Origin of the sequence: Ruminococcus sp. (assembly GCF_024691275.1) — a bacterium.
Taxonomy (GTDB): domain Bacteria; phylum Bacillota; class Clostridia; order Oscillospirales; family Ruminococcaceae; genus Ruminococcus.
In genome coordinates, this window is record NZ_JAILNU010000019.1 from 1 (window position 1) to 25,597 (window position 25,597).

The window sequence follows — 25,597 nt, forward strand, 5'->3', positions numbered from 1 at the left end:
GCTTCTTTGGCGGACAAAACGCCGAGCTTTTTTCCTTCAGCGTCGATTACGAGTACTTCTTTGTCTCTTATCTCTTCGTTGATCTGCAGTTCCTGTTTGCTAATAGTCAAGCACCTCCAAGCAATATAATTTAAAAACAAAAATGAGTGCAGAAAATATCCGCACTCACCAATACACATTGAATACAGAGCTGTCTTATACAGCTCAGATGATCCATACATATTGACCGTTTCAGCATAGCCTGACGGTGAGAACGCATAGTTCTGCTTTGTTTACTCAAATATTATACACCACTATTTCTACAATGTCAATAGCGTGCGAAGTTTTCGTCGTTTTACACAACATCATCACTGAATACGCTCTTAATTTTATCCCATATTGCAAATCTCACCTTGTATTTTTGTGGTTTTCTAAGCATATCCAGCTCTTTCTCGTCGAAATGTTCTTCCTCTGCCGCTTTATCCTCTGCGACATCAGCCTGCACGCCCGACTGTTCTTCGCCAACTTCACAGGCAGCAGGCAGACAAAGCGGCGGATACATCACGCACCACCAGTTATGCCCCAGCGACTTTCCTATTTTTATGCGCAGTGCACGGTATGTCCCCGAAGGCATAGTAATATCGCCGTAAATGCGCTCGTCGAACTTCACGTCGGCAATTTCTGCCGACACCTTGTCCATACAACCGTTCTCACGCAGGACCTTTTCCGCGATACGTTCGATCTGTCCGAGCTTTTTCACAGCTATCCCCTCAGCTTCGGAAAGACTTTCCGCTTTGCCGAAAATTTCGCTTTCAAGCAGCCTGTCGCGCACCTTCAGCTTCAATCGCTGATCTCTGTCGCTGTCAGAATTTGCAAGTATATGCAGCCGCAGAACGCTCCCACGGAGCTCGTCGAGCTTTTGTCCGTCGCTTATAAAGCTGCTCAGGTTAGAAATAAGTACTGCAAGGAACAATCCTGCTGCCATGATGTACCACGATGGCTTTCTCATTTGTATCACCTCAGTGGCTATCATTGACAATTATTTCTGGCTTATTCAGCATAAGATGAAAAAGCTGCACGCATGGTGCAGCTTTTCGTGTAATTACAGAGTTTTTACCTTGCCAAGAAGGAATTCCTGTATCTTGAGAGAATCTCCTGCTGTAACGCCCTTGATGCTTGTATCAACGTCGGCGTTAGCGGCACCCTGCTCTGTAAGATGGCTCTTCTCAGATCCGGTGATGCCGTACTTGTTCGGATTAGCAAGTGCCTGCATGATAAGAACTACATCGCTCATATCTACCTTAGTATCACAGTTAGCGTCGCCTGCCTTAGTTACCTTGACATCAACGCTTACCTTTGTTGTAGTAGATGTTACAGTAGTAGTTGTGGTCTTCTTTGTCGTTGTAGTAGTCTTCTTTGTAGTAGTTGTGGTTGTGGTCTTTTCCTTTTCAGCAGGAACCGAACCGTCAGGCTCTGTACCGCCTACAAGAACTCCGTCGTCGTATACGCAGATATTGCTAGTGCGCTTCTCCGGCGGATCGTCAACTGCAAAGAACGCTGTGCTGTCACCGATCTCCAGACCCTTGTAGCTCCAGTCGTTTGTAGGATCCCATACATCGCCGTAGTACATACCAAGATCGAACTGATACTTCTTTCCTGAGTTAGCTATGATATAGCCGTCCCATGAGATCTCAACGTAGTATGTATCAGGAACCTTGTCATACTTAAAAGGACCTGTAAGTGTTCCGTTTGCGCCTTCGCCGTCTTCTGTATATGCCTGATCGTAAAGTTCACGCACTTCACCGAGACCGTCGATGCCCTTCTTCATTTCGCTTACGTTGAAGAAGTAACGAACAGAAGTCTTCTTTGAAGGGTTGCTCTCACCTGTGAGAACCTTGAAGGATACCTGTGTTGTACCTGAACCGTCACCGTTAAGGTTTGGCTTGTCTACACCGACAGCTTCGATCCAGTAACCGCTTCCGCCGCCTTCGCCGTTTACAATGCCGTAAGAGCGCTTTTCATCTGTAGGCGGGAAGTTTTCAGTAATAGCCATGTCCGGTGTGCCGTACAGAGCATAGAGACCTGCAGCAGCTGCCGGAAGTGCAGCATTATAGTCGATAGTTACCTCATTTTCGGTATACTCTCTTGTTTCGTCCTGATGTGCGTCAGCTGTGTCAGGACCGCCTGCGAGAGCGCCCCAGAGGATATGCTTCTGCTCACGGGGATCTTCTGCCATGATAAGTCCCGAAGCAGCACGGTGGTGAGGATTCTTTACAGAGATATCATTGTAGCCGACGATGTAGCATCTCGGGCCCTCAGCGCCATTCTTGCCTGCGAGAACAGAATACTGCGCTCTCTCCTTGAACTTTGTATTGTTATCGCCGAGAATGTAGTTCATCTGCTTCTTAGCCCATTCGCTCCACTCAGACGGCTTGCCATCGTTCTTGTACTTATCGTAGAGGAGACAGATCATCTGCATAGCTGTGTTGTAACGGCAGCTGCCCCATGTATCAAGGTGTGCGAAGCCCTGAGGAGTCTCCTTCTTCTGCCATGTCTTCAGGCACTTTCCTACACAGTCATCGTCCCAGAAATCTTTAAAGACATACTTGTTCTTTCCCTGTGCATCTCTGATCTTCTGAACAAGATCAAGCTCAGGGTACTTCTGATTGATAACAGCCCACATTACGCCTGCACCGCTCCACATATCGTTCCAGCAGTAGCACCACCCTGACGGAGCATAGTAATCGAATATCTTTACAGCATAGTCGAATACGCTTGCATCACCTGTTGCAAGGTACATCCATGCAGCAGCCCAGCAGTAGTCGTCTTCCCACTTGCTTGAGCCGTAGAACTGTACAGGGCCGTCCTTGTTATCGGAAAGCTCCTTTGGATTATCATTTGCGAAATTCCAGAGTGCCTTTGCATAGTCAAGGCTCTTCTCAGCGTACTCGGGATCTGTGTCCTTGAAGTTGAGGTAGTTGATAGCCAGTGATGCACAGGCAGATACAACGTAGTCTGTCTGCGGCTTTTCAGCTGTCAGGAAGAATGCAGGACGAGGCATAGTATCTACCTCAGGGCTGTTCCATATCTTATGGTCGATGTTTCCCTCACCTACCTGATAGCAGTGAGCGATAACAGTGCCGTCCTTGTCGCGGAACGTACACTTCATAAGGTAATCGTTGAAGTGACGGAGAATAGTCTCGATGTGCTTGTCCTGCTTGAGCTTATCGTAAACATCACGGTACTCATAATAGCCCCAGCCGAGAGTAGCAGCAGTATAGTTTTCAGGCATACCGAATTCAACGTGGTCACCTGCATCGTGGAAACCGCCCGCAACGTCGATGGTACCGTCGCCGTCAGGATCGAGTATATCCTTGTACTTTGTCATAAATGCAGCAGAAAGGTTAGTACCGCCCTTGCTCGACTTTTCTGTGATACCGTCCCATTCGATCATCGGGACATGAGCGTCATAGGTGTGGCAGTTTCCTCTCCACGGCAGAAGATTATGTCCCTCTGCATTTACCGTATCGCCGCACATATTTGCATCATAGAAATAGAGCGAATACTGCAATGCACGAGCATAGTCGATGTCAAGCCCTGAATCCTTGACGACCTCGCTTATGGGTGCGCAGAACTTCTGTTCTGTGTCAGTATCGACAGCCATTACAGGCATAAGTGTCGAACTGAAGGTAGTTGCCGCAGTAACGATGCTTACCATTGCTGCGACTATTTTTTTGTGATTCATCATTCTTTCCTCCCTTTTAAATTATGTGAATCATTTTATGATTTTACTGATCCCACTTCGAGATGCCAAGGAGGTGTTTCTGTATCTCCAGAGCGTCATTTGAAGTAAGACCCTTTGTGCTTATATCAACGTCAGCGTTAAGCTGTCCCTGCACTGTTATGTGACTCTTATCGCTGCCGTTTATGCCGTATTTGTTTGGATTTGCCATAGCCTGCATAATGATGACAACGTCTGACATATCGACTTTGCCGTCACAGTTAGCATCGCCTTTTCTGTAGTTCTTTGATACAACAGAGGTAGTGGCAGCAGGCTTGGTGGAAGTTGAAGTTGTAGTTTTAGCAGTAGTTGAGGTAGTCCTGACGGTGGAAGTCGAAGTGGTGGTCGTCTTAGGTGCAGTAGTCGTTACGACTGTCTGACCGCCGCCGTTTATAGGATATTTTTTCAGGTCGGGAAGCTCATCGAGAGTGATGCAGTAATCGCTCTGATATACCTCTATAAGGTTATCGACAGGGTTATTCTGCTCGCTTGTGAGGTAGTTCATATACCACGGGCAGAAATAGAGCCATGCAGCTTTGTCGTTCACGAGGTTTTCAAGTGAAGGTATGGAGTCGTTCTCGGTCATAGCTACCATTTTCTCGCCGTCGGTGCCCTGTACAAGGCTGTAGAATGTGGACGCGATAGAGCTGAGGTTAGCAACGCCGTCAGCGCAGTTGTACTTGTCGTAGCCGACGATATCAACTACATCATCGCCCGGATACCAGTCCGCAGCAGCAGGCGAAGTAGAGCCTGTCCACTCCCAGATGATGTTGTCAAGACCGTACACATTGGTGAGCTGATCGTAGAGCAGACGGTAGAGCTTCTTGCATGGCTCGGCGCCTTCAGCCCCCCACCAGAACCAAGCTCCCTCAGCCTCATGGAGAGGTCTGAAAAGAACAGGCACATCAGCGTCCTTGAGCTTCTTGAACTCGCCCGCAATGAGCTCGATGTCCTTCATTATAACTTCGTTTTCCCATGTGCCCTCCTCAAGAGCCTTGGAAATACTGAATGTAGTGAACTTAGGATTTGCAGACTCCACATAGAAAGCTATATCGGAGCTGCCTTTTTCGCACGGCACGTTCCAGTGCCATGAAACAGTTGCGATACCGTGGTACTTGTTTACCCACTCGATAACTCGCTCAGGTGCATGATCGCGCCATTCCGAAGATGAGTTATAGGCAAGGAAGTCGATACCGCGGATAGCAGGCTGCTTGCCTGTTTTCTCCTTGATGTACTCGAACTCCGCCTCGTTGTCCTTAATAAACACGTCCGGACTGTCCCAGAGGTTGTAGTTATGGTCGCCGCAGTACTCCTGCTGACCCGAGATGACATGCTTTCCGTAAACATCGCAGAGATAGCTGTAAAGTCTCTGTGCCGACTCGGAAGCATTGGGATTTGAAAGCTTTCTTGTCGGGGAAAGATTTGTGAGCTTTTCGGAAGCAGGCTTCAGCGTGAGGTAATCGAAGAAGGTATAACCCCAGTAAGCCTTGAGCTCAATGGTATTCTTGCCCTTTTTCAGATTGACTACGCCGCCCGATGTCTCAGCAAATTTGTTTGTGTACGGACAGGTGAGCTCACCCTGATTCACGCCGTTGATGTTGAGATACTGCACCTTCTTGCGCGGATCGCTGGGCTCACAGTAGCAAATGGTCAGCTCATAGAGTCCTGCCTCGGGAACGTCCACATCGATGCTGAGGGTAGTGCCCTTCTGGTCGAGATAAGCGAAGCCCTTGCCTGAAAAGCCGCTGAGGTCGGTATCTTCGGGAAAATCTCCCAGCTTCACATCGGAAGCTCCGTTGGCGTGGATCTTTCCGCCGCTGGTCTTGCCGTCCTCAAACTCGTACTTCAGGACAGTATCAGCAGCCAGAACGCTCTTTGGAGCTTTCAGTGCAGAGGGAAAGCTCATCGCAGTTGCTGCGATGAATGCGGCTGCAACAGTGCACGCAGACCGCTTCATGTTTTCTTTCTTCAAAGTGATCCCTCCAGATCAAAATATTAAATTGTTTTTAAGCTGATGTTTTAAGCGCCTAAACTTAAAGCACCAGCTTAACGAATATGTACAAATTTATGATATCACATTTTTCCTGAAATTGCAAGTGATTTCAGGAAACATTACTATTTTTGATACAATTAAAAAAATACCGCAACATCTGGTAAGTTCATTATACTAAAATTGCGGATCATCTCCTGCACTTCCTAAAAGCAAGCCTTATGACTGCCGCGAGCAATATTCCGAACACTGCCATTCCGAGCTTGCCCAGCCATTTGTTCTCCTCAGACACTTCTTTTATTTCCCCGATTATGCTGAACACCTCCTCGGCAGGTTCTTTTTCCGCGAATAACAATCCGTTTTCCTCCGCGTACTGTTCGGCGGCTGACTCAGGAGTTCCGTATATACGCATATTTGTCTGCTTCTGCATCATGTTGCCGTCACAGGTGTAGCCGATCGCCTGTCTTCCAAATGATGTGCAGCTCTGCGGCAGTGATATGCTGCTCAGTCTGCTGCACATATAGAACGCCCTCTCTCCCACAGCTGTAAGGCTGTCTCCGACCGTGATATCGCTGAGCGATGTGCAGCCCGCAAAGCAGAACTTGTCAATAACTTCCAGCTTATACGGCAGTGTGACCTCCGTCAGCGAAGTGCAGGCTCGAAAACATGAATCGGGCAGGACAGTCAGCGTTTCGGGTATCGTTACCGCCGTCATTCCCGCACATCCGCAAAAACAGCCCATGCCTATCTCTTCAAGATCGGGCGGCAGCGTCACCTCCTCCAGCGAATAACAGGCATAAAAGCTGTGATGTCCTATTTTCAGTACTGTATCGGGAATACTTATATGTCTCAGCGAATGGCAGTTGTAAAAAGCATTGTCCCTTATCTCTGTAACAGGACAGCTCTCTATGAATTCGGGTATCTCTATGCACTCGGGAGCTCCCCTATAGCCTGTTACGGTAACTTCTCCGTCAATGACGGTATATTCATAGCCGTCTTTCTCAGCGCCGTAAGCGCTTAAAGCTCCTGAACTGCAAAACAGGAGCATGGCAGTTATTATGATATTGATCTTTTTCATGGCAGCGCCTCCTCTACGTCAAGTATAACAGCTGCCAGAAAATGTTAAAAGTACTTTTTTAATGCTTTTCCCGCTCATTTTTGCGTTTACACGGTTCAGTCCGAGCCTTTTCCGCGCTTATCGGGTGCGTTTTTTACAACTATCAGCAGAAAAACGGAGTATTATTTCCGCGGATAACCTCACACAATAGCAAAAGCTGTCGGCGTTTTCACACCGACAGCTTTTATGACCAGTCATTTCAACTGCGAAAGATCTTATTGATCGTCTTTTGTGTTCTTCAGCACGATCCCTATTATTACAAGAAGTACTCCGCATACGGTCAGAGGCAGCACAGGCCACCAAAGCTGTCCTGTCTGCGGAAGGTCTTCCCTTGACGTCGTCAGTGGTGTTGCTGTTGAAACTAAAGGCGGCGCAGTCGAAGAAGAAGGAGTAGGATTGGTCGTTTTTGCTATACCGCCGCCTGTGTCGGAAGTCACATCATCAGCGGCAGTGGTTGTTGTGGTCACGGAAACGGAAGTTGTAGTTTTTGCCGTTCTCGTGACCTCGCCCCAATCAGATATCTTATTGTGGCGGTTTCGGATCAGGAACTGCTTCTCATTGTACTCTACCCTCACTTCATAATTCACAGGTATAACTCGTTCGGCAACTCTCCACTGATATGCCACATCAAGCGAATACCAGCGATGCTCCCAGTTATTATCCTCGTTGAGAGTGACTGTATCAAATAATTCACCGTTCCTGAAAAGGTCAACTGTTACGTATACAGGTCGGGCTTCATAAAGATCATTTTCATCTACCCATACCTTCCTGACAGTATAACCGCGAGCTCCTTCGCTAAGGGACACAAATTCAGGGAACTGCTTAATAATCTCCTGTGCGACTTCCGGTCTCATCTGATGCAACTTTGAAACAAGGGATACGATTTCATCTTTTGACGGTGCCTTGAAATTCGTTCTGTTCATGAGATCAAGGCATTCCTGCTCCATTGGAGTATACTGCATAAAGAACCCCTCCTTTTTTCGACAACAGTATTTACAGTTATTATACCGCAAGGTGCTGGAAAAAGCAACCCCTTTTGACAACTTTTCTACACGTATAACCGCATTTGCACCCACGCTGGTCACACTTGCACCCAGCGTGGGTGCATTTTCGTGTATGCGTTAAATTGTATCAAAATAGGAACGGCAATAGATCCTGCCTGCGGTACAGCCGGATTTCTCGTTTCCGCCGCTGAATATATCCGCAAGCATTATGAGGATACCATGACCGAAGAACAGTGGGAAAACTTCGCAACAAAGACCTTTACGGGCTATGATACTGACCAGACAATGCTCCGTATCTCGGCTATGAACCTGATGCTCCATTCTATTACCAATCCAGATATTGACTACAAGGACAGCGTTTCAAAGCAGAACAGCGTCAGCGGTAAATATACGGTCTGCCTTGCAAATCCGCCGTTCAAGGGTTCTGTTGATGCGGAGAGTATCAACGACAACCTGAAAGCTGTCACAAACACGAAAAAGACGGAACTGCTGTTCCTTGCACTGTTCCTGCGTCTGCTGCAAAAAGGCGGCAGATGTGCTTGTATCGTGCCTGACGGTGTGCTGTTTGGTTCGAGCAAGGCGCACAAGTCTATCCGCAAGGAACTGATCGAAAATCATCAGCTCAAAGCCGTTATTTCCATGCCCAGCGGTGTTTTCAAGCCCTATGCGGGAGTTTCAACGGCGGTGCTGGTGTTCGTCAAGACCGATGCAGGCGGAACGGATAACGTGTGGTTCTATGATATGAGGGCGGACGGCTTCTCCCTCGATGACAAGCGTTCGGAGATCGCTGAGAACGATATTCCCGATATTATCGCCCGATTCCACAACCCCGATGGTGAGCGTGACAGGGAGCGCACAGAGCAGAGCTTTTTCGTGCCAAAGCAGGAGATCGTGGACAACGACTATGACCTGTCAATCAACAAGTACAAAAAGACCGAATATGTGGCGGTGGAATATCCTCCCACAAGTGAGATCATGGCAGACCTTGACGGGCTTTATAAGGAACTCGGTGGTGTGCTGTCGGAGTTGGGAGGATTGCTGAATGGCTAAGTTATCAGAAATATGCACTATAAATATGGGGCAATCGCCCGAATCAACAACATACAACGAAAACGGAGAGGGATTACCTTTTTTTCAAGGCAAAGCTGATTTTGGTAAAATCCATCCCAATGTTAGAGTTTGGTGTAACGCTCCAAAAAAGATAGCTCATAAAAATGATATTTTGATTTCAGTAAGAGCGCCCATTGGAGCATTAAATGTTGCTGATTCCGATTGTTGTATCGGTCGAGGTCTTGCTTCTCTTTCTGTCAATAACAGTGTTAGTGTTGCAGAATATATTTGGTACGCATTAGAGAGTAAGGTTGATTATTTAATTTCAATGGGGACAGGCAGCACATTTAAGGCGATAGGAAAGAATATTCTGTTTGATTTAGATATTCCTCTCCCTCCCCTCGAAATCCAGTACCAAATCGCCGACAACCTCGACAAAGTAACCCAAACCATCAACCTCTGCAACGCTATCCTTGAAAAGCTTGATCTGCTTGTCAAATCACGGTTTGTGGAGATGTTCTATAATACTGATGATAAGCGTACCATAGCGGATATATGCTCAATCATTACGGACGGTACGCACCAGCCGCCGAAATTCACACAAGACGGGATACCGTTCCTATTTGTATCAAACATTGTAACAAATGAAATTACCTATAATGCGGAGAAATTCATATCAGAAGAAACCTATGATGAACTTTACAAGCGTACTCCTATTGAAATAGGCGATATTGTGTTATCAACCGTTGGCTCTTACGGTCACCCTGCGGTAGTAAAAACAAATAAAAAATTCTTGTTTCAGCGTCATATAGCCTATCTGAAACCTATTTCAAGTGTTGTAAACTCGATTTATCTGCATAGTGCTATTCTTTCTAACGATGCACAAAGGCAGATTGAGGAAAGAGTAAAGGGTATCGCTCAAAAAACTCTGAACTTGTCGGAGATAAGGAAAATAACCGTTCCTATCCCTCCGCTTGCCCTACAAGAGCAATTTGCCGCCTTTGTAGAGCAGACCGACAAATCGAAATTGGCAGTCAAGCAGGTGCTTGAAAAGGCTGAAACGCTGAAAAAGGCACTGATGCAGGAGTATTTTGGGTGATGATATGGCGAAAGCAAAGAAGTATTATAAAAAGTATGATAAAAGTTACCCAATAACAGATAAAAAATTCCAGAAGATACTTGCTTTCTTCTTATTTGAGTGTCCGACACCAGGAACAAGTCAACGTGCTAAGGACTTTTCTCAACTTGGCTGGAGTGGTAGCCCACAGTTCTCAAACTTGAAAAAGAGGCTTATTGGCTCTGCGTCATCGAGTCTCCGCTCAAACTATTATCCTTGTAAGAAAGATGATTTACCTGAGAAATTCAGAATCGTTGAAAGTGTTTCTCCTGTTGACGAATACTGCGTTTTCCTTAAAAATGGTGAAAAAACAGTAATGCACTCCCTGTTCTCTGCGATACGAAATGCATTTGCACATGGTAGCTTTGCGGTGCAGTCATTTAATGACAATGGCTCAAAGGTCAAAGTATATTTCTTCTGTAACTATCATGATTATCTAAAAGCAGAGATAATATTGCAGGAATCAACCCTTTTGAAGTGGATTGAAATAGTTAAGTCGGGCTATGATCCTACGAAATAATAGTTTGGATGCAGGGACGTTGGTACACTAAAATCAAATGAGGTGTACCAAATGAAAGAACAAATTATACTTAACATTACACAGGAAATGCTCCCTTACCTCGATAACGCCCAGCTTTTACAGCTCCAAAAGGTATTGGAGCGCAACCTGTGGAATGTGGAAATCACGGAAAACAGCGATAAAGCAGATACGCCCGAATTGGGTAACGGAGAGCTGCTGACCGCTTTTATAAATGCTAAGAGGATTGAGGGGTGCAGCGAAAAAACGCTGAAATACTATCAATCCACTATCAACAAGATGCTTTCCGACACCGACAAGCATATCACGCATATTACGACTGACGATCTGAGGGAGTACCTTGCGGAGTATCAGAAAGATAATGCTTGCAGTAAGGGCAATATCGACAATATCCGCCGTATCCTGTCGAGCTTCTTTTCATGGCTTGAGGACGAGGACTATATCCTGAAAAGTCCCGTTCGGCGGATACATAAGATAAAGTCGGCTAAGACTGTCAAGGAAACCTATACCGATGAAGCGTTGGAGCGTATGCGTGATAACTGTGAAAATCTGCGTGATCTCGCTATTATTGATATGCTTGCTTCAACTGGTATGCGTGTCGGTGAGCTTGTCGGGCTGAACAGAGCCGATGTTGATTTTGAGAGCAGAGAGTGCATTGTTTTCGGCAAGGGCAGCAAGGAACGCCCTGTCTATTTCGATGCTCGGACAAAGATACACCTGAAAAACTACCTTGATTCGAGAACGGACGATGATCCTGCCTTGTTCGTGTCACTCCTGAAACCGCATTGCCGCCTTAAAATCAGCGGTGTGGAGATCAGGCTTCGGGAATTGGGGCGAAAACTCGGCATTACAAAGGTTCACCCTCACAAGTTCAGGCGCACCCTCGCTACAAGGGCTATTGACAAGGGAATGCCCATAGAACAAGTGCAGAAACTCCTCGGTCATAGTAAAATCGACACCACGATGCAGTATGCTATGGTCGATCAGAACAATGTAAAGCTGAGTCACCGAAAATATATCGGATAGATTTCAAATCACGGTCTGTCGGGCGGTTGCTGTTGACCTCTGAGGAGGTGGCAGCATGAAGAAGTATGTGACACTCGGAGAGGTCTGCACTAAGGGCAGTTCCAATATAGCACAAAAGGACATAGAGCAGAATAATGGCTCTTATGGTATCTACGGCGCAAGTGGGTATATCAAAGATGTTGACTTTTATCATCAGGATAAGCCCTATATTGCTGTGGTTAAGGACGGTGCAGGAATAGGAAGAACAATGCTCCTGCCTGAAAAAACCTCTATTATTGGCACGATGCAGTATCTTATTCCAAATGATGATGTTTGCGTAGAATATCTATACTATGCGGTTACATATATGAACCTTGCTAAGTATTTTTCAGGCGCTACCATTCCCCATATCTACTTTAAGGACTACCAAAAAGAGAAACTGCCACTTCTAACGATAGAGGAACAGCGTAAAATAGCCGATAATTTACGCCAAATTGATAGGCTGATTGAGCTATGCAGCGGTATCTTGCAAAAACTTGATGTACTTGTCAAGTCACGGTTTGTGGAGATGTTTTGTGGAACAAGCGACTGGAAATATGTACATATTCAGGATATATGCACTGATATGAGAACAGGACCGTTTGGAAGCGCATTGCATCATGATGAATTCGTAGATAGTGGCGTATTTGTTCTCGGTATTGACAATGCCGTAGAGAATGAGTTTTCATATAACAGAATGAGGTATATCACAGAAGCAAAATATCAGCAACTAAAAAGATACACTGTAAAACCTCTTGATGTTATCATTACCATTATGGGAACAGTAGGTAGATCTGCTGTCATTCCAATAGACATTCCTCTTGCTATAACACCATCAAAAGAAGCTGGTTGATATTCGCCGTTTATCAATTCCTGTATCTCAAACTGATATATCTGACCGCCTGTTGTCTGCTTGTCATAATCAGTTGAGTAGTGTCCTTTGTAATCTACATTTTTGACTACTGACAAAGGCTTGACTGTAGGCAGGTTCATATCTATGGCAAGGTTTGAATAACAGCCGCCGCGCTCAAGATAGAACATTTTGATAGTATGTTTTGCACCCTTAGCAGAATTCCATGTTTTTCCTGCTGATCCAAAAATATCCCCTAACTTCTTTGTTATCCACTTATTTCCTGCTGTGTTCCAACCGTCAGGAAGTACATAATCAGGAACTAAGGTGCTATTACCGAGATAAGGATATTGTTCAAGTATCTCTGATTTTGTCTTGCTGTCAGGATTGTCTGTAGCATTATCCTGCACCCATACAAATTCGTTTGTGAAATCTATGATTCCTTCCGCAGGTTCATGTATTCCACCTATATCAAGCACAAGAACATCATCAACGAATACCCACATATCATCATCACCGCTGTACTTGAAAACTATAGGGTCTTCGCCTCGTGTAGCCTCTCGCTCCTCATTTTTGAACTCGGCTTCCATTTTCATGCCGAAGTGATGATTGAAACCGTTACCGTTGTAGTTAGGGTCACGCCATGCCGGATTATATTCGTTGAACGGGAAGAAACCTATTCCCATTTCATATCCGTTTTTGCTTCCATACGTTTCATCGGTAAGGTAATTCGTATCACCTGCTCTGTGGTGATCGTCGTTTATGATATGATACGTACCGTCATACAGGGTAAAATTGCTTGTTGACTTATCAAAGTAAGCATAGTTCTCATTACTGTTATACACAAGATGAGTTGCAGTGTTTCCTTGATTCGTGTATGTTCGCTCTTTCAACAGGTAATTGACATTCTGATAAACCTTCTTGTAACTATATTCAGTATCATTAAAGAGATAATCAAGACTGTTACCTGAACTGCTTATCGTAGGATAGCCGCTTGTAAGAGTATTATTAACTATTCCCTGTATAGGACGGTTTCCTGACTTCTGAGCCGCATATCTGCTATTGGTATTGTAATCACCCGAATAGTTATTTTTATCAGGATTTTGCCTTACATAAATATTATGTGACTGATCATCATCATCATCACTTGATGTACCGGTAAATGCAGGTGTACCATAAGCAAAGAACAATATGTCATCACCGGCATTTCTGCCTGCATTAACACCAACATATTTTATGTTGTCATGTACCCAGCTGCTTCCATTCCATGATATATCATAGTTGTTCTGAGAAGCTTCAAGAGCATCATCTGATTCATAATAGTCAAACAGTGTGAACTTGATGCCTCTTGCGATATTATCGACAGGATCCGGATACAGCGCAGGAGTTGTCATATCGTTTATACGATCTTCATCGTCAAGAGCTGTTCTCATCTCGTCCCCAAGCTGAATATCGGGTATAGTTCCGACATCGAAACTTTCCATATTCTCCTCTTCTTCGGGGGCATCGAGCACGACAACATTGCTCTCGTAATCGTTGGGATCGTACTGTGGGAGCTCCTCGTCAGTATAGCACGAGGCAGTATGTATATGCTGTTCCATGCCGCAGGTAAGGACTCTCTGATAACATTCGGGAGTATGAGTATGATCCTCGTTTTCCTCAAGTCCGCAGACAAGAACGTCCTCATAGCACTCATCAGTGTGGATATGCTCCTCCATGCCGCATATGGGCTCATTTACCATGGTTATACCCGTATCACGAAGCACCCAGAGGACACTTGCTGATACGAAAGTTGATAACACAAGCAGCAGCGAGAACATACGCCGTCGCTTGACGCTGTTTTTATGAAGTATCTCATAAAAAACATCAATATAGACTTTCATCTATATCGTGTCCCCCTTTCGAGATAATTAGAACGGCCAGACTTTAAGTATCACATGACCTATTATCTGGTCACTTCCCACACAGCCAATAGCGATGCTCCTGCTGTCCACAGAAGACTCACGCTGATCTGTTGCCAGTGCTTAATTGATACAATTTAACGAATACTATCATTCCGAGCCGCCCTTACGAAAAAACGAGCCCCCGATACCAAAAACCGAGCCTCCCAATGAAAAACGAGCCCCCTCCGAGCTGCTGTCCGTGGGTGAAGGACAGCCTGAAATAACGTTACGGTTATGCTGTAGATGTCAGTTTCACCCCGACTGCTCACACGGCATCGGAACACATCTATGCACATGAATTTTACGCATCGTCTTTCACACGGAGTCCCTTTGAAAGCCACCTTCAAAACAAAGAAATTGCTTGACACTTTGGGCTTTTCATAGTATAATAAAAGTGAAAAGAGACCGCCTGTTAATGGCATACAAAAGGTATAATTCCGGAAAGGAGTGTGGTTACAGTGGCAAAAAAGAAACGGGAAATTATCCCGGTTACAAATGATGTAATGTTCAAGGCGCTGTTTGTAAACGATGACAGGGACTATGCACTTTTGAGAAGTTTTCTTTCGGCAGCATTGAAGATACCGAAAAACGAAATTGTGGATATTCTGATCAAGAATCCTGAGCTTGTTCCACTTGCATATGAGGGGAAAATGACCCGGCTCGATATTCTGCTGACAACCAGTAAGCATACCATCAATGTGGAAATGCAGGTTGCAAGCGAGGAATACTACAAGGAGCGTTCACTGCTTTACTGTGCGAGAATGTATCACGATGAATTGCATGAAGGCGAAGACTACGGAAAGCTTCAGCCGTGCATCGGTATCCACATTCTGAATTTCACCTTGTTTCCCGCTTGTCCGGAATATCATTCTTCTTTCTCTATGAGAGAGGATAACCGTCACGAACAGTTGACGGACAAAATGCAGCTTCATTATCTTGAACTTCCCAAAGTCCTCAAAGTCAGCGATAAGAATAAGCCTGATGAAAATGATGAGCTGCGGCTTTGGATGCAGCTTTTCAAGGCGAAAACGGAGGAGGAGTTGGATTTGTTAAATGCGACAAATGTAACAGCAATCCAGCAGGGCGTAAAAGCTGTACGCACTCTGAGCGAAGACGAAAAGATCCGCGAATATGTAAGACAGCGTGAAAAGGCTATCCAGGACTACTACTCGGATATGGCTGTGGCTGAATCGAGAGGTAAAGCTGAAGGCAAAGCTGAAGAAAAAACAAACCTTGCAATTGCTCTCTTAAAGAGGGGCAAAGATACCATCGAGGACATCTCACTTCTCACGGGTCTTTCAATTGAAGAAATAAAAATTCTCGCTAACCAGTGTTCCTGATTGCCAGACACACATATGTGTTACCGTAATGAGCCCTAACCTCATCTAAACCGCCATATAAACAAAAAAACGGGAGTGCAAGCAAATACCTGCACTCCCGTAAAACGTAATATCATAATGCCCTACTAAGCATTCATATGCTCTCACACTCCCACACTGACCTCACTGCCATCTCTGAACCGGAATACAATCCGTTCCTTGCTGCATACCGTCAACTTATCCAGCATGGAGACCCAGAGTAATTCATCGAATTCATCTACCGGTTCCAATTTTTCAAACTCATGCCGGAAACGTTTGATCGTCTCACGGCGCACCTCCCGGTCATTGATCTCACGTGCAATCCGCTGCTGCTCCTGCGTCAGTTCGTTATATCGTTCTATGATTGCTTCCCGCTTTTTACTATACTCTTTTTGATCAAGCGTGACTGTAGCATTCTGCTCTATCAGATCTTCATTCTGCATTTCAAGCTCTGCCATTTCCGCTTCGATAGCGGACAGCTTTTCTTTCAATTTATCTGTAAAAAGGACAGTTCCTATAATATCATCGTAGCTGTCCAGAATGTCCAAACGCTGCGCTATGAGTTGATTGACAGCAGTCACAAATAGATGTTTTACTTGTTCTTCGGTTAAATGCGGTGTCTTGCATTTACCTTTTTCCTTGTCATATTTCTGATTGCAGCGCCAGATCACCTTGCGGTATTTATCGTTACTGTGCCATACTTTCTGACCGTATCCCCCGCCGCAGTCTCCGCAGCAGATCTTTCCTGAAAGGATACTCACCCCGGATTTTCTATTGGCGGTTCCGTAGGCAGCCAATAGTCTCTGCACATGATCAAATACTTCGGGTTCAATGATTGCTTCATGATCGCCTTTGACGTAATATTGCGGTACTTCTCCTCTGTTGATCTTCTCTTTCTTTGTAAGGAAGTCCGGAGTATACGTTTTCTGTAGCAGTGCATCGCCTTTGTATTTTTCATTTTTCAGAATACGGGCAATGCCGCCTAATCTCCAGTTTTTCTTTCCGGTCATGGTAGGAATCCCATCTTTTGTCAAAGCAGCAGCAATCTGTGTACAGGTATATCCCCTCAGAAACATGCTGAAAATTCTGCGGACAATCACTGCCTGTTCCTCATTGATCACAAGTCCACCATCCGGTCCCTTGTCATATCCTAGAAAATTGGAATAGGCAAGGGATACTTTTCCATCTTCCATATTCTTACGCTGACCCCAGCGGACGTTCTCGGAGATCGAACGGCTTTCCTCCTGGGCGATGGATGACATAATGGTCAGGAGCAATTCGCCTTTGGAATCGAATGTCCAGATGTTTTCCTTTTCAAAATAACACTCCACCCCATATTCCTTCAGCTCACGGATCGTCGTCAGAGAATCAACGGTATTGCGGGCAAATCGGCTGACAGATTTGGTAATAATCAGGTCGATCTTGCCAGCCAGAGCGTCTGATACCATTGCTTTAAACGCCTCTCTGCCCTTCGTGTTCAAACCGCTGATGCCTTCATCCGCGTACACATTGACAAATTCCCAGTCCTCTCGGCTCTGGATGTAATTGGTGTAATAGCTGACCTGCGCTGCATAGGACGTCTGCTGCTGCTCCTGCTCAGTCGAGACACGCGCATATGCTGCTACCCGCCGTTTGCGGGAAGTATCAGCAGCTTCTGCTGAAGATAAGCTATTTAGTTTCGCCGGTATTGTAGTGACATTTTTCATTTCAGTTTCAAGCCCTTTCTATGTTGATGTTCTTCTCTGAACCTTCGCTCTGCCCTGACCTTTTCATAGGTCCCCTTATCCAGAATAGGCTCGGCAACAGCAGGGAATTCCGGATCATAGCAATCGTTAAGCACCATATTCCGGACTGAGATGTGGATAAAAGGATGTCCTTTGATCGTCCGATACCCTCTCGCGTACAATGCATCCGCAATGTCAACCAGATACGCATGCTCCAGATACATTCTGAATGCCAGCCGGACTGCCTCTGCTTCATGCGGATCAATGACGAACCCAGTCCCTTTCTTCTTGTAGCCCAGAATACGCTTCTGCATTCCTTTTCCATACTTATGTGCTGCTCTGAATGCATGCTCCGCCTTGATACTTTCATAGGTTTCTGAATCCAGAATCGATTCAGTTACAGCAGGGTTGGCGGGATCATAGAAATCATTCACAATCACAGCCTGAGCTGTTTTATTTGTGAATGCTCTGTCTCTGACTGTTTTGTACCCCTTGGCGTTCAGTTCAGCAGCGATAGCAGTATATTCCTCATGATCCAGATACAGTTTGAAAATGTACCTGACTGTTTCTGCGCCTACTGGATCAACCACAACAGAGCCATTCTCCAATCGATAGCCCAGTACATGGTTCCTATACATTTCACCCCGCCGTTTTCGCTCTTCCTGTGCAAGGCGGAATGTATCCCGGTCAATGATAGCCTCGTGTACATCTGTAAAAAGATACTGCGGAAGTTCCCCACGGTTTCGCTTCTTTTGGATATCACCTTCCGCATGGAATTTTTGCAGCAGCAAATCACCAGTGTATACTTCAAAATCAAGAATCACATCAATTCTCTGGCCGTCAAAAAGAGCTCCGAATGTTGTACGCTTTCCCTCAGCATTCAGTTTCTTAGCAATTTCACTGGTACCTGTGCCTTCCAGAAACAAGAGGAATATTTCTCTGATGATCTCTGCTTCTTCCGGAACGATCATATACCGTCCAAGTTCATCATCAAATTGGTACCCGAGTATACGTTTATTGGATACCGGTACCTTCCCATTCAGATGATTCTTGGGCTTGTGTTTCTCGCGGAATTTCCGTTCAGCCATAATCTTTTCATAGGTTTCCTCATCAAATAAGTGCTCATTCACATCCGGGTTATCCGGGGCATAAAAATCATTTTGCACGATATTTGCAATTGTATTTTGTCTGAAATTCTTTTCTCTGTGCGTCCTAACACCCATTTTATTCATTTCAGATTCGATCTGGAGTAGCGGAATATGTTCCAGATATTTCTTGAATATCCATTTCACATATTCCGTTTCTACGGGATCAAGTACATACTTTCCGTTTTCCGGATGATAACCCAGATAGCGGTCTGCGTAAAACTTTCCCCGCCGTTTCTTTTCTTCCTGCACGCGGTCGAAAGTTTCCTGATCAATGATTGCTTCATGCGTCCCTGAACAAAGAAACTGTGGAAGTTCTCCCTTGTTTTTCTTCTGCTTCTTTGTAAGATGACTTTCGACATAGGATTTTTGCAAAAGGCGATTACCAGTGTAGATTTCATTACTGAGAATCACATGGATCCTTTCATATTCAAATTGCTTGCCAAAGGTTGTTTGTTTCCCTTCGGCTTTCAGCTTCTTTAAGATGTCGCCTGTACTTTTTCCGTCAAGGTACATTGTGATAATCTCTCTGACAATCGCCGCTTCTTCAGGAATAATGACATAGTTTTTCAGTTCCGGATCGTATCTGTAGCCAAGCACATGCTGGTGAGATATTGTATACTCGCCCTTGGCATAGCGCTTTCGGATACCCCATTTCACGTTTTCCGAAATAGATCTTGATTCCTCCTGTGCAAAACTTGCAAGAATGGTCAGCATGAATTCGCCTTCCTTGCTGAGTGAACTTATATGCTCTTTCTCAAATTGTACCTCGACCCCCAGTTCTCTCAGATGACGTATGGTGTTAAGCAAATCCACAGTATTCCGGGCAAATCGGCTAATGCTCTTGCATAGAATAATATCAATAGAACCTTCCTCGCAGGCTTGAATCATTTCCTGAAACGAATGACGTTGTTTGATGCCGGTTCCGGAGATACCCTTATCCGCATAGACTCCAGCATAAATCCAGTCAGGATTGCTCTGAATCAGTTTACTGTAATAGCTGACCTGTGCTTCCACAGAACGCATCATAGGGTCATTGTTCACTGAAACACGCGCATAGGCGGCGACACGTTTCTTTGGCATAAAAAGCGATTTCACCGGGGCAATCGTAATGACTTCCTTCATGCTGTTCTCCTTCCGAAACGATCCTTGATATAGCATTCGTGGCAGCAATACTTCCGTTCCTTATCTCCATAGGCTGTGAATTCTTTGCCGCAGGCAGCGCATGTGAAAGAATAGACTGCTTTTCGTTCTACCTGATCGAGGTGTTCATTCCACCATTTCAGACGGCAGGCGGTTGAACAGAACACCTTTTTTCTTGTATGTGCTGTATGCGTAATTGGTACACCACAGCATTTGCAGACAATTTTTTCTGTCTCTGTTTTTGTCGTGATAACTTCATCATATTGAACTGGCTGACTCGTGATTCTGTTGCGTTGGCAAAAGCCCTTGACCGTGCTGACGGTGATTCCCAGCTCATTGGCTATTCTTTGGTAACCATGCCCCTGTTTTCTAAGGGTAGTCACGGATGCCTTCTGATCTGTTGTCATGTGCGTTCCCCCTGTTTTCAGTTCAAAAGCGTTTTAGAATTTAGCTTCTGTCGTATACCATATTGCCATAAAGCAGCCGATTTATCAAGTGTTTTCGGAGATAAACGCTGACAAAGCCGGCTGATATTTCTGCCTGAGAATTGTATCAATTTGCTTCAATTCAGATTGCTTTATTAAACCCATTTTCAGCAGTCGTTTTGAATGAGCAAGTTGTAAACGATATTCTGTTTCACGTTTCATGAGATTGTTATCCTCCTTGTTTTCTGTTTCATACTGCATTTCATTACCCCCTCTACTGTACATCGAACATATCTGAAAAAAAGAGCCTGCAGCGTATCCGACATCCACAGGCTCTCAAAGCTGCACATTTTACTGTTTTATTTTCGGTCAGCATCGCCAATTGACAGGCACATGAAAAAGCAGTATAATAGGTGCATAGGCATCACCTCCATCCTGCAAAAAGCGTATCATCAGCCGTTATTTGCAGCGGTACCCTTCATCTTCATGATCTGCACAGCTTCGGGGAGAACGAGCTTTCCATCCACGCGCTCCTTGCAGACGAAAGCGACCTGACCGACGCCTGCATACAGCTCATGCAGTGCGGCGAAAGAACGCACGCCGCGATCACCGATGTTGTAGTAGCTCATATCGCCGAATGCAAGCACAGGCTTACCAGCAGCGACAGCCGGCACAAATGCGGAAGTGTACACGGGATAGCCGAGCAGACAGTCAGGCTCACTGGCGGTCAGCGCAGGCTGCCACAGATACTGCCCGGTGCTGTCCTTCAGCTTGCGAATGGCGGCAAGGGTGGAATCCGCAGTCAGGAAAACAGCGTTGGTGCGGTACGGACGCTTCAGCTTGTAGATCAGATCGATGATCTCATCCGCCTCGATCTTGTTACCCGCAGTCGTGATACCTACCTCGCCGCTGGTCAGAATACCGGTCGGCTTGCTGATGCCGTCACCGATGACCATTGCTTCCTCTTCGCTGTTGGCAAGCGCACGGGAGAAGGAATTGATAAGCCAGCCCTCCAGATCGTAGGAGTGGTCAGCAAGAAGCTCCTCGGAGACCTTCACAGCGACCGACAGCTTGTACGCATCAAGGATGATCTGGCTGAACTGCAGATCAGAGAATACCAGCTCGCCGCCTTCCTCGATCCAGGATGCAGCAGGCTTGGACGCCGCGACATTGATCTTGCGCTCGCCGGAGGTCTGGATGACCGTGCCAAGACTGCGCATCACATTTTCCGCATCGAGCTTTTCAATCAAACGCTCGTCATACTCGTCCGGTACAAGATACCCCCCGGAGGTATCCGTACCCTCGGTCAGTACATTGCTCACCTGACGGAAGTTACTGCGGAGCGCAGTCAGGAAACTGTGCTTGTACGCATCGGACGCACGCCCGGTCTTGGTGTCGATTGCGCTGCCGGGAATATTCGTCAGCGGCGAACCGACCGGACGGGAAAGCTCCGCTTCAAGCGCGGCACTTCGCTCCATACGCTCGATCTCCTTGCCGAGTGCGATGATCTCCGCTTCCATGCGGTCGTAGACTGCGCTGTCCTCCGCAGACAGCATGCCGTTTTCGGTCCGGTGAGAATCCAGAAATGCTTTTGCAGCTTCCCAGCTCTTTGCACGGTTCTCACGCAGTTCATTGATGGTGAAGTTTTTCATAATTTGCTCCATTTCTGCCCGAAAAGTGTCGGGCGCACATGACGGCGCTGCAATGGAAAGATTTTTGCAGTGCATGAAAAATAGCCCTCCGAAATCGGAGAGCCAACGAATGATATAAAGAGCAGCAGAGCCAACTACCGCACTTTATCAGAGGAGTAGTGCCGATTATTTCAGCTTAGCAAGTCTGTCATAATACGGCTGAACTGGTACGGCATCACGCATCATTCTGTTCACAAGTGTAGCATCCGCTTTCCGCTGTGAGAACAGCACAGAGGAAGTAATTGCACTCATTCTCTGCGTTTCCCGCTCCAGAATGCCGTCTGCAAAGCCGAGTTCAACAGCTTCGTTGGCATCCATCCACGTTTCGGAATCCATCATCGCAGATAGCTCTTTTCGGCTCAGTCCGGTCTTTTTCTCGTAAGCGTTGATGATGCTTTCCTTCACAGAATCGAGCATTGCAATTGCCTTTTTCATGTCGGTATGATCGCCCATTGCAACGGTCGCGGGATTGTGGATCATCAGCATCGACACCGGACTCATCAGCACCTTTGTACCTGCCATTGCGATCACGCTTGCAGCCGATGCCGCAATGCCGTCAATCTTGACTGTGACATCATGCGGATAGTCCATCAGCATTGTGTAGATCTGCGCCGCAGCCACGCAGTCGCCGCCCGGCGAGTTGATATACACGGTGATCGGCGCACTGCATGTTTCCAGTTCTGCCCGGAACAGCGCGGGCGTGATATCGTCCTCGAACCAGCTTTCTTCTGCGATTGTGCCGTTCAGATGCAGGATGTTTTCATCCGCATTTTTTGTCCAGTTCCAGAAGTGTTTACTTGTTTTCGGCATTCACATTCTCCTTTCCGGCATACGCCGCGCCGACCATATCCAGCGGCATCATCGCACCCTGCACCATGAAAATATCTCCGTCCGGAATGACATCCATATTTTCCAACCGGCGCACATCATTCGGGCAGAGAAAGCCGTTGTTGATGCCGACAGCATACGCCTCATAGCGTTCCTTGTGAGAACCGCGCAGCAAAGCGTCCACGTTGAACCGAATCTCAAATTTCCGCTTGTCATCGTGAGACAGCAGCACCTTCGCCATTGACTGCTCCCATCTAACAAGCCAAGGCATCAGGCTGTACATGACAAAGTCGATGCTCATCTGCTCGATGTTGTTGAAGGTTGCGCGGTCAAGGTTCTGCACCAGATGAGGCGGCACACGGAAGATACGGCATATTTCCTCAACAGTGAATTTGCGTGTTTCCAGAAGCTGTGCATCCTGCGGCGAAATGGAAACAGGTGTGAACGTCATGCCCTCTTCCAGAATTGCAACCTTTCCGGCATTGCCTGCACCGCCGTATGCCGCGTTCCATGAATCTCGCAGTCGCTCTGGATTTTTAATGAGACCCGGATGCTGTAACACACCGGAGGGTGCCGCACCGTTGGCGAAAAATCTGCCGGAATAGGTCTCTGCTGCAAGTCCAGCACCGACTGCATTTCTGCACGCGGCAATCGGGCTGAAGCCGACCAGACCGTCATAACTGAGTCCCGGAATGTGCAGCACATCCTTCGGCATGAGAATGACATGGCTCTGCTCCTGATTCGGCGGTTCACGGTCAAAGCGGTAGTAGCGATAGAACAGCTTGCCGCTGTCATCGCGCTCCACACGCATTCGGTTCGGCATCAGCGGATACAGCCCAAGCACCTCGCCCTTGCCGTTCCGCAGAATCTGCGCGTAGGCGTTTCCGAACAGCAACAAGTGCGTCATAAGCGTTTCGCGGAACACATAGCTTGTCATTTCGGGATTCGGCTCGTCATGCAGCAGAAAAAACAGCGGATGTTCCTCCGCCTTTTCCCGATTTCCAGCTGTGCCGCGCCGATACAGATGCAACGGCAGACTTGCCACGGATTCCGCAAGCACACGCACACAGGCATAGACAGCAGTCATCTGCATTGCCGTGCGCTCATTGACGTGTGTACCTGACGCAGACTGCCCGAAGAAGAATCTGTAGCCCGAACTTGCTGTGCGGTCATTGCTTTTGCGTTTGAAAATGCTTTGCAAGATATTCATTGTATCATCTTCCTTCGATATTGATAATCCTGCTGAAGTTTTATACAATCATAGCAATCACCCCCATTTCATTCACACAAACAGCAGTCCTCTGGTTTCATAAATTGACTCACCGGAGGATACATCATTGCGCACGGCTCTGTCCAGTGCCATCACCAAAGCGACCGCAAGGTCTACCTTCTCCTGCGCTTTTGCTTTGGAGATTTTGATGTTGCCTGCCGGATCGGTCTGTATTACAATGTTATCCATGCACCAGCGCAGAACCGGATGACCGCCATGCGCAAGTTTTTGTTCCAGTGTCATTTTCATCAGTTCTTTGGTCGGTGGGCTCATGCTTGCAAAGCCCTGCCGGAAACTGACCACTATCATGCCCTCATTCATCAGACGGTTCACAAGCATCTGACTGTTCCACGGATCAAACGCCAATTCTTTGATTTGGTACACCTCCGCAAGTTCCCAGATTTTCTGCTCGATGGCTTCATAGTCCACGACATTTCCCTCGGTGCTGAGAATATACCCTTGCTTCTCCCAAAGCGGGTAATTCACATGGTCTTTGCGGCTGCGGATTTCTATTGTTTCCTCCGGCACCCATGCGAACGGAAGAATGCTGTATTTTTCATCATCGCCATACGGCGGAAATACGAGAACGAGTGCTGTCAAATCCTGTGTAGAGGATAAGTCCAGCCCCGCATAACACGGTCTGCCCTTCAGCTTGTCCGCATCCACAGGGAATGCACATTTATCCCATTGTTCCATTGGCATCCAGCGCACCGCCTGTTTTGTCCAGATATTCAGACGAAGCTGCTTGAATACATTTTCTTCGGAAGGATTTTGTTTTGCAGACTCACACGCTTCTCTCAGCTTGTCCTCCGAAAATGTGATACCGAGGGACGGATTAGCCTTGCGCCATGTGGAAGGTTTTGTCCAGTCGTCCTCCGGATCGGCGGCATAAATCACGGGATAGATTGTCGGATCGGTTTTGCGCCCGTCCAGCAGGTCTTTCGCTTTCTGAAACAGCTCATACCCAATGCTGTGAATGTTGTCCCCGGCAGTGCTGATGATGAATTGCAGCGGCTGCCGTCTGGCATCGCCGGAGCCTTTTGTCAGCACATTGTAGAGGTCTGGATTTTTCTGCACATGGATTTCATCCACGATCACACCGTGCGCCGAAACGCCGTGCGCTCTGTCTGCCTCGGAACTCAGCACCTGATAAAAGCTGTTTGTCGTTTCATAGACAATACGCTTCCGGGAGTCCAGAATCTTGCAGCGTTTCCGGAGCGCAGGAGAAAGTCTAATCATATCCCCCGCAACAGAATACACAAGAGAAGCCATCTGCCTGTCCGCTGCCGCGCCGTAGATCTCCGCACGCTGCTCGCCGTCTGCGCAGAGCAGATACAGTGCAACTGCGGCGGCAAGCTCGCTTTTCCCGGCTTTCTTTGGGATGAAAATGATCGTTTGCTTGAACTGCCTTGTACCGTCCTCCTTGATGATTCCGAACAGATCGCGGATGATGGTTTCCTGCCAGTCCAGCAGCCTGAACGGCTGATTATAAAACGCGCCTTTCGTATGCCGCAGACACTGAATGAAGTTCACGGCATGATCGGCGCGTTCTTTATCATAATGCGAGGTTGGGAGCATAAATTTTGTCGGGTGATAAACA

General features: G+C 46.7%; 18 protein-coding genes and 3 pseudogenes. 6 read left to right on the top strand and 15 right to left on the bottom strand.

The annotated features are described in order from the left end of the window. The 6 genes and pseudogenes from K6G33_RS15225 to K6G33_RS02065 all read right to left on the bottom strand — a co-directional run. Positions 1–110, bottom strand: a pseudogene (locus K6G33_RS15225) (translation initiation factor IF-3); the annotation flags it as partial. A gap of 224 nt (positions 111–334) precedes the next feature. Further along, positions 335–988, bottom strand: a complete 654-nt coding sequence (locus K6G33_RS02045; protein ID WP_296775691.1) for a stage II sporulation protein R — start codon at positions 986–988, stop codon at positions 335–337. A gap of 93 nt (positions 989–1,081) precedes the next feature. After that, positions 1,082–3,727 carry a glycoside hydrolase family 9 protein gene (locus K6G33_RS02050; protein WP_296775694.1) on the bottom strand — a complete coding sequence of 882 codons (2,646 nt, stop codon included), beginning with the start codon at positions 3,725–3,727 and terminating at the stop codon, positions 1,082–1,084. Positions 3,728–3,767: 40 nt separating this feature from the next. Further along, positions 3,768–5,666 (bottom strand): glycosyl hydrolase, encoded by a 1,899-nt coding sequence (locus tag K6G33_RS02055; RefSeq protein WP_296775752.1) that lies wholly within the window; start codon positions 5,664–5,666, stop codon positions 3,768–3,770. 274 nt (positions 5,667–5,940) lie between these two features. Beyond that, complete coding sequence (locus tag K6G33_RS02060) at positions 5,941–6,828, bottom strand: leucine-rich repeat domain-containing protein (RefSeq protein ID WP_296775695.1); 888 nt, start codon at positions 6,826–6,828, stop codon at positions 5,941–5,943. Positions 6,829–7,082: 254 nt separating this feature from the next. Further along, positions 7,083–7,829 (bottom strand): Cna B-type domain-containing protein, encoded by a 747-nt coding sequence (locus K6G33_RS02065; protein ID WP_296775697.1) that lies wholly within the window; start codon positions 7,827–7,829, stop codon positions 7,083–7,085. A 189-nt stretch (positions 7,830–8,018) separates the two neighbouring features. Between K6G33_RS02065 and K6G33_RS02070 the strand changes: the two are divergent. The 5 genes and pseudogenes from K6G33_RS02070 to K6G33_RS15230 all read left to right on the top strand — a co-directional run. Next, positions 8,019–8,921: pseudogene (locus K6G33_RS02070) on the top strand (class I SAM-dependent DNA methyltransferase); the annotation flags it as partial. After that, on the top strand, positions 8,914–10,020 hold the full coding sequence (locus tag K6G33_RS02075) for a restriction endonuclease subunit S (RefSeq protein ID WP_296775698.1): 1,107 nt from the start codon (positions 8,914–8,916) through the stop codon (positions 10,018–10,020). The pseudogene K6G33_RS02070 and the gene K6G33_RS02075, both read left to right, overlap by 8 nt. After that, positions 10,013–10,558 carry a hypothetical protein gene (locus K6G33_RS02080; RefSeq protein WP_296775699.1) on the top strand — a complete coding sequence of 182 codons (546 nt, stop codon included), beginning with the start codon at positions 10,013–10,015 and terminating at the stop codon, positions 10,556–10,558. Before K6G33_RS02075 ends, K6G33_RS02080 begins: the two co-directional genes overlap by 8 nt. A 51-nt stretch (positions 10,559–10,609) precedes the next feature. Further along, complete coding sequence (gene xerA, locus K6G33_RS02085; protein WP_296775702.1) at positions 10,610–11,602, top strand: site-specific tyrosine recombinase/integron integrase; 993 nt, start codon at positions 10,610–10,612, stop codon at positions 11,600–11,602. Between the two features lie 55 nt (positions 11,603–11,657). Then, positions 11,658–12,473, top strand: coding sequence for a restriction endonuclease subunit S (locus tag K6G33_RS15230; RefSeq protein ID WP_367270448.1), 816 nt, complete (start codon positions 11,658–11,660; stop codon positions 12,471–12,473). A 431-nt stretch (positions 12,474–12,904) separates the two neighbouring features. On the opposite strand, the pseudogene K6G33_RS02095 reads toward K6G33_RS15230, so the two are convergent. Next, positions 12,905–14,353: pseudogene (locus tag K6G33_RS02095) on the bottom strand (fibro-slime domain-containing protein); the annotation flags it as partial. A gap of 518 nt (positions 14,354–14,871) precedes the next feature. Here K6G33_RS02095 and K6G33_RS02100 point away from each other — a divergent pair. Then, entirely contained in the window at positions 14,872–15,753 is an 882-nt protein-coding gene (locus K6G33_RS02100; RefSeq protein WP_296775706.1) for an Rpn family recombination-promoting nuclease/putative transposase, read from the top strand. Positions 15,754–15,896: 143 nt separating this feature from the next. Here the strand turns inward: K6G33_RS02100 and K6G33_RS02105 are convergent, their stop codons facing one another. The 8 genes from K6G33_RS02105 to K6G33_RS02140 form a co-directional block, all read right to left on the bottom strand. Beyond that, a complete protein-coding gene (locus tag K6G33_RS02105) occupies positions 15,897–17,477 on the bottom strand; it encodes a recombinase family protein (protein ID WP_296775709.1) in 1,581 nt (526 codons plus the stop codon). Further along, on the bottom strand, positions 17,474–19,765 hold the full coding sequence (locus K6G33_RS02110) for a recombinase family protein (protein ID WP_296775712.1): 2,292 nt from the start codon (positions 19,763–19,765) through the stop codon (positions 17,474–17,476). Before K6G33_RS02110 ends, K6G33_RS02105 begins: the two co-directional genes overlap by 4 nt. Continuing rightward, on the bottom strand, positions 19,762–20,190 hold the full coding sequence (locus K6G33_RS02115; protein ID WP_296775714.1) for an RNA polymerase subunit sigma-70: 429 nt from the start codon (positions 20,188–20,190) through the stop codon (positions 19,762–19,764). The genes K6G33_RS02110 and K6G33_RS02115 overlap by 4 nt, the downstream gene beginning before the upstream one ends. Positions 20,191–20,274: 84 nt before the next feature. Beyond that, positions 20,275–20,469 carry an SHOCT domain-containing protein gene (locus K6G33_RS02120; protein ID WP_296775717.1) on the bottom strand — a complete coding sequence of 65 codons (195 nt, stop codon included), beginning with the start codon at positions 20,467–20,469 and terminating at the stop codon, positions 20,275–20,277. 191 nt (positions 20,470–20,660) lie between these two features. Continuing rightward, a complete protein-coding gene (locus tag K6G33_RS02125; protein WP_296775719.1) occupies positions 20,661–21,860 on the bottom strand; it encodes a phage major capsid protein in 1,200 nt (399 codons plus the stop codon). A 165-nt stretch (positions 21,861–22,025) separates the two neighbouring features. Continuing rightward, positions 22,026–22,709: a head maturation protease, ClpP-related gene (locus K6G33_RS02130; RefSeq protein WP_296775722.1), complete on the bottom strand. Its 684-nt coding sequence runs from the start codon at positions 22,707–22,709 to the stop codon at positions 22,026–22,028. After that, complete coding sequence (locus K6G33_RS02135; protein WP_296775725.1) at positions 22,693–23,937, bottom strand: phage portal protein; 1,245 nt, start codon at positions 23,935–23,937, stop codon at positions 22,693–22,695. The genes K6G33_RS02130 and K6G33_RS02135 overlap by 17 nt, the downstream gene beginning before the upstream one ends. Positions 23,938–24,009: 72 nt before the next feature. Then, positions 24,010–25,575: a terminase TerL endonuclease subunit gene (locus K6G33_RS02140; protein ID WP_296775755.1), complete on the bottom strand. Its 1,566-nt coding sequence runs from the start codon at positions 25,573–25,575 to the stop codon at positions 24,010–24,012. Positions 25,576–25,597: the final 22 nt, after the last annotated feature.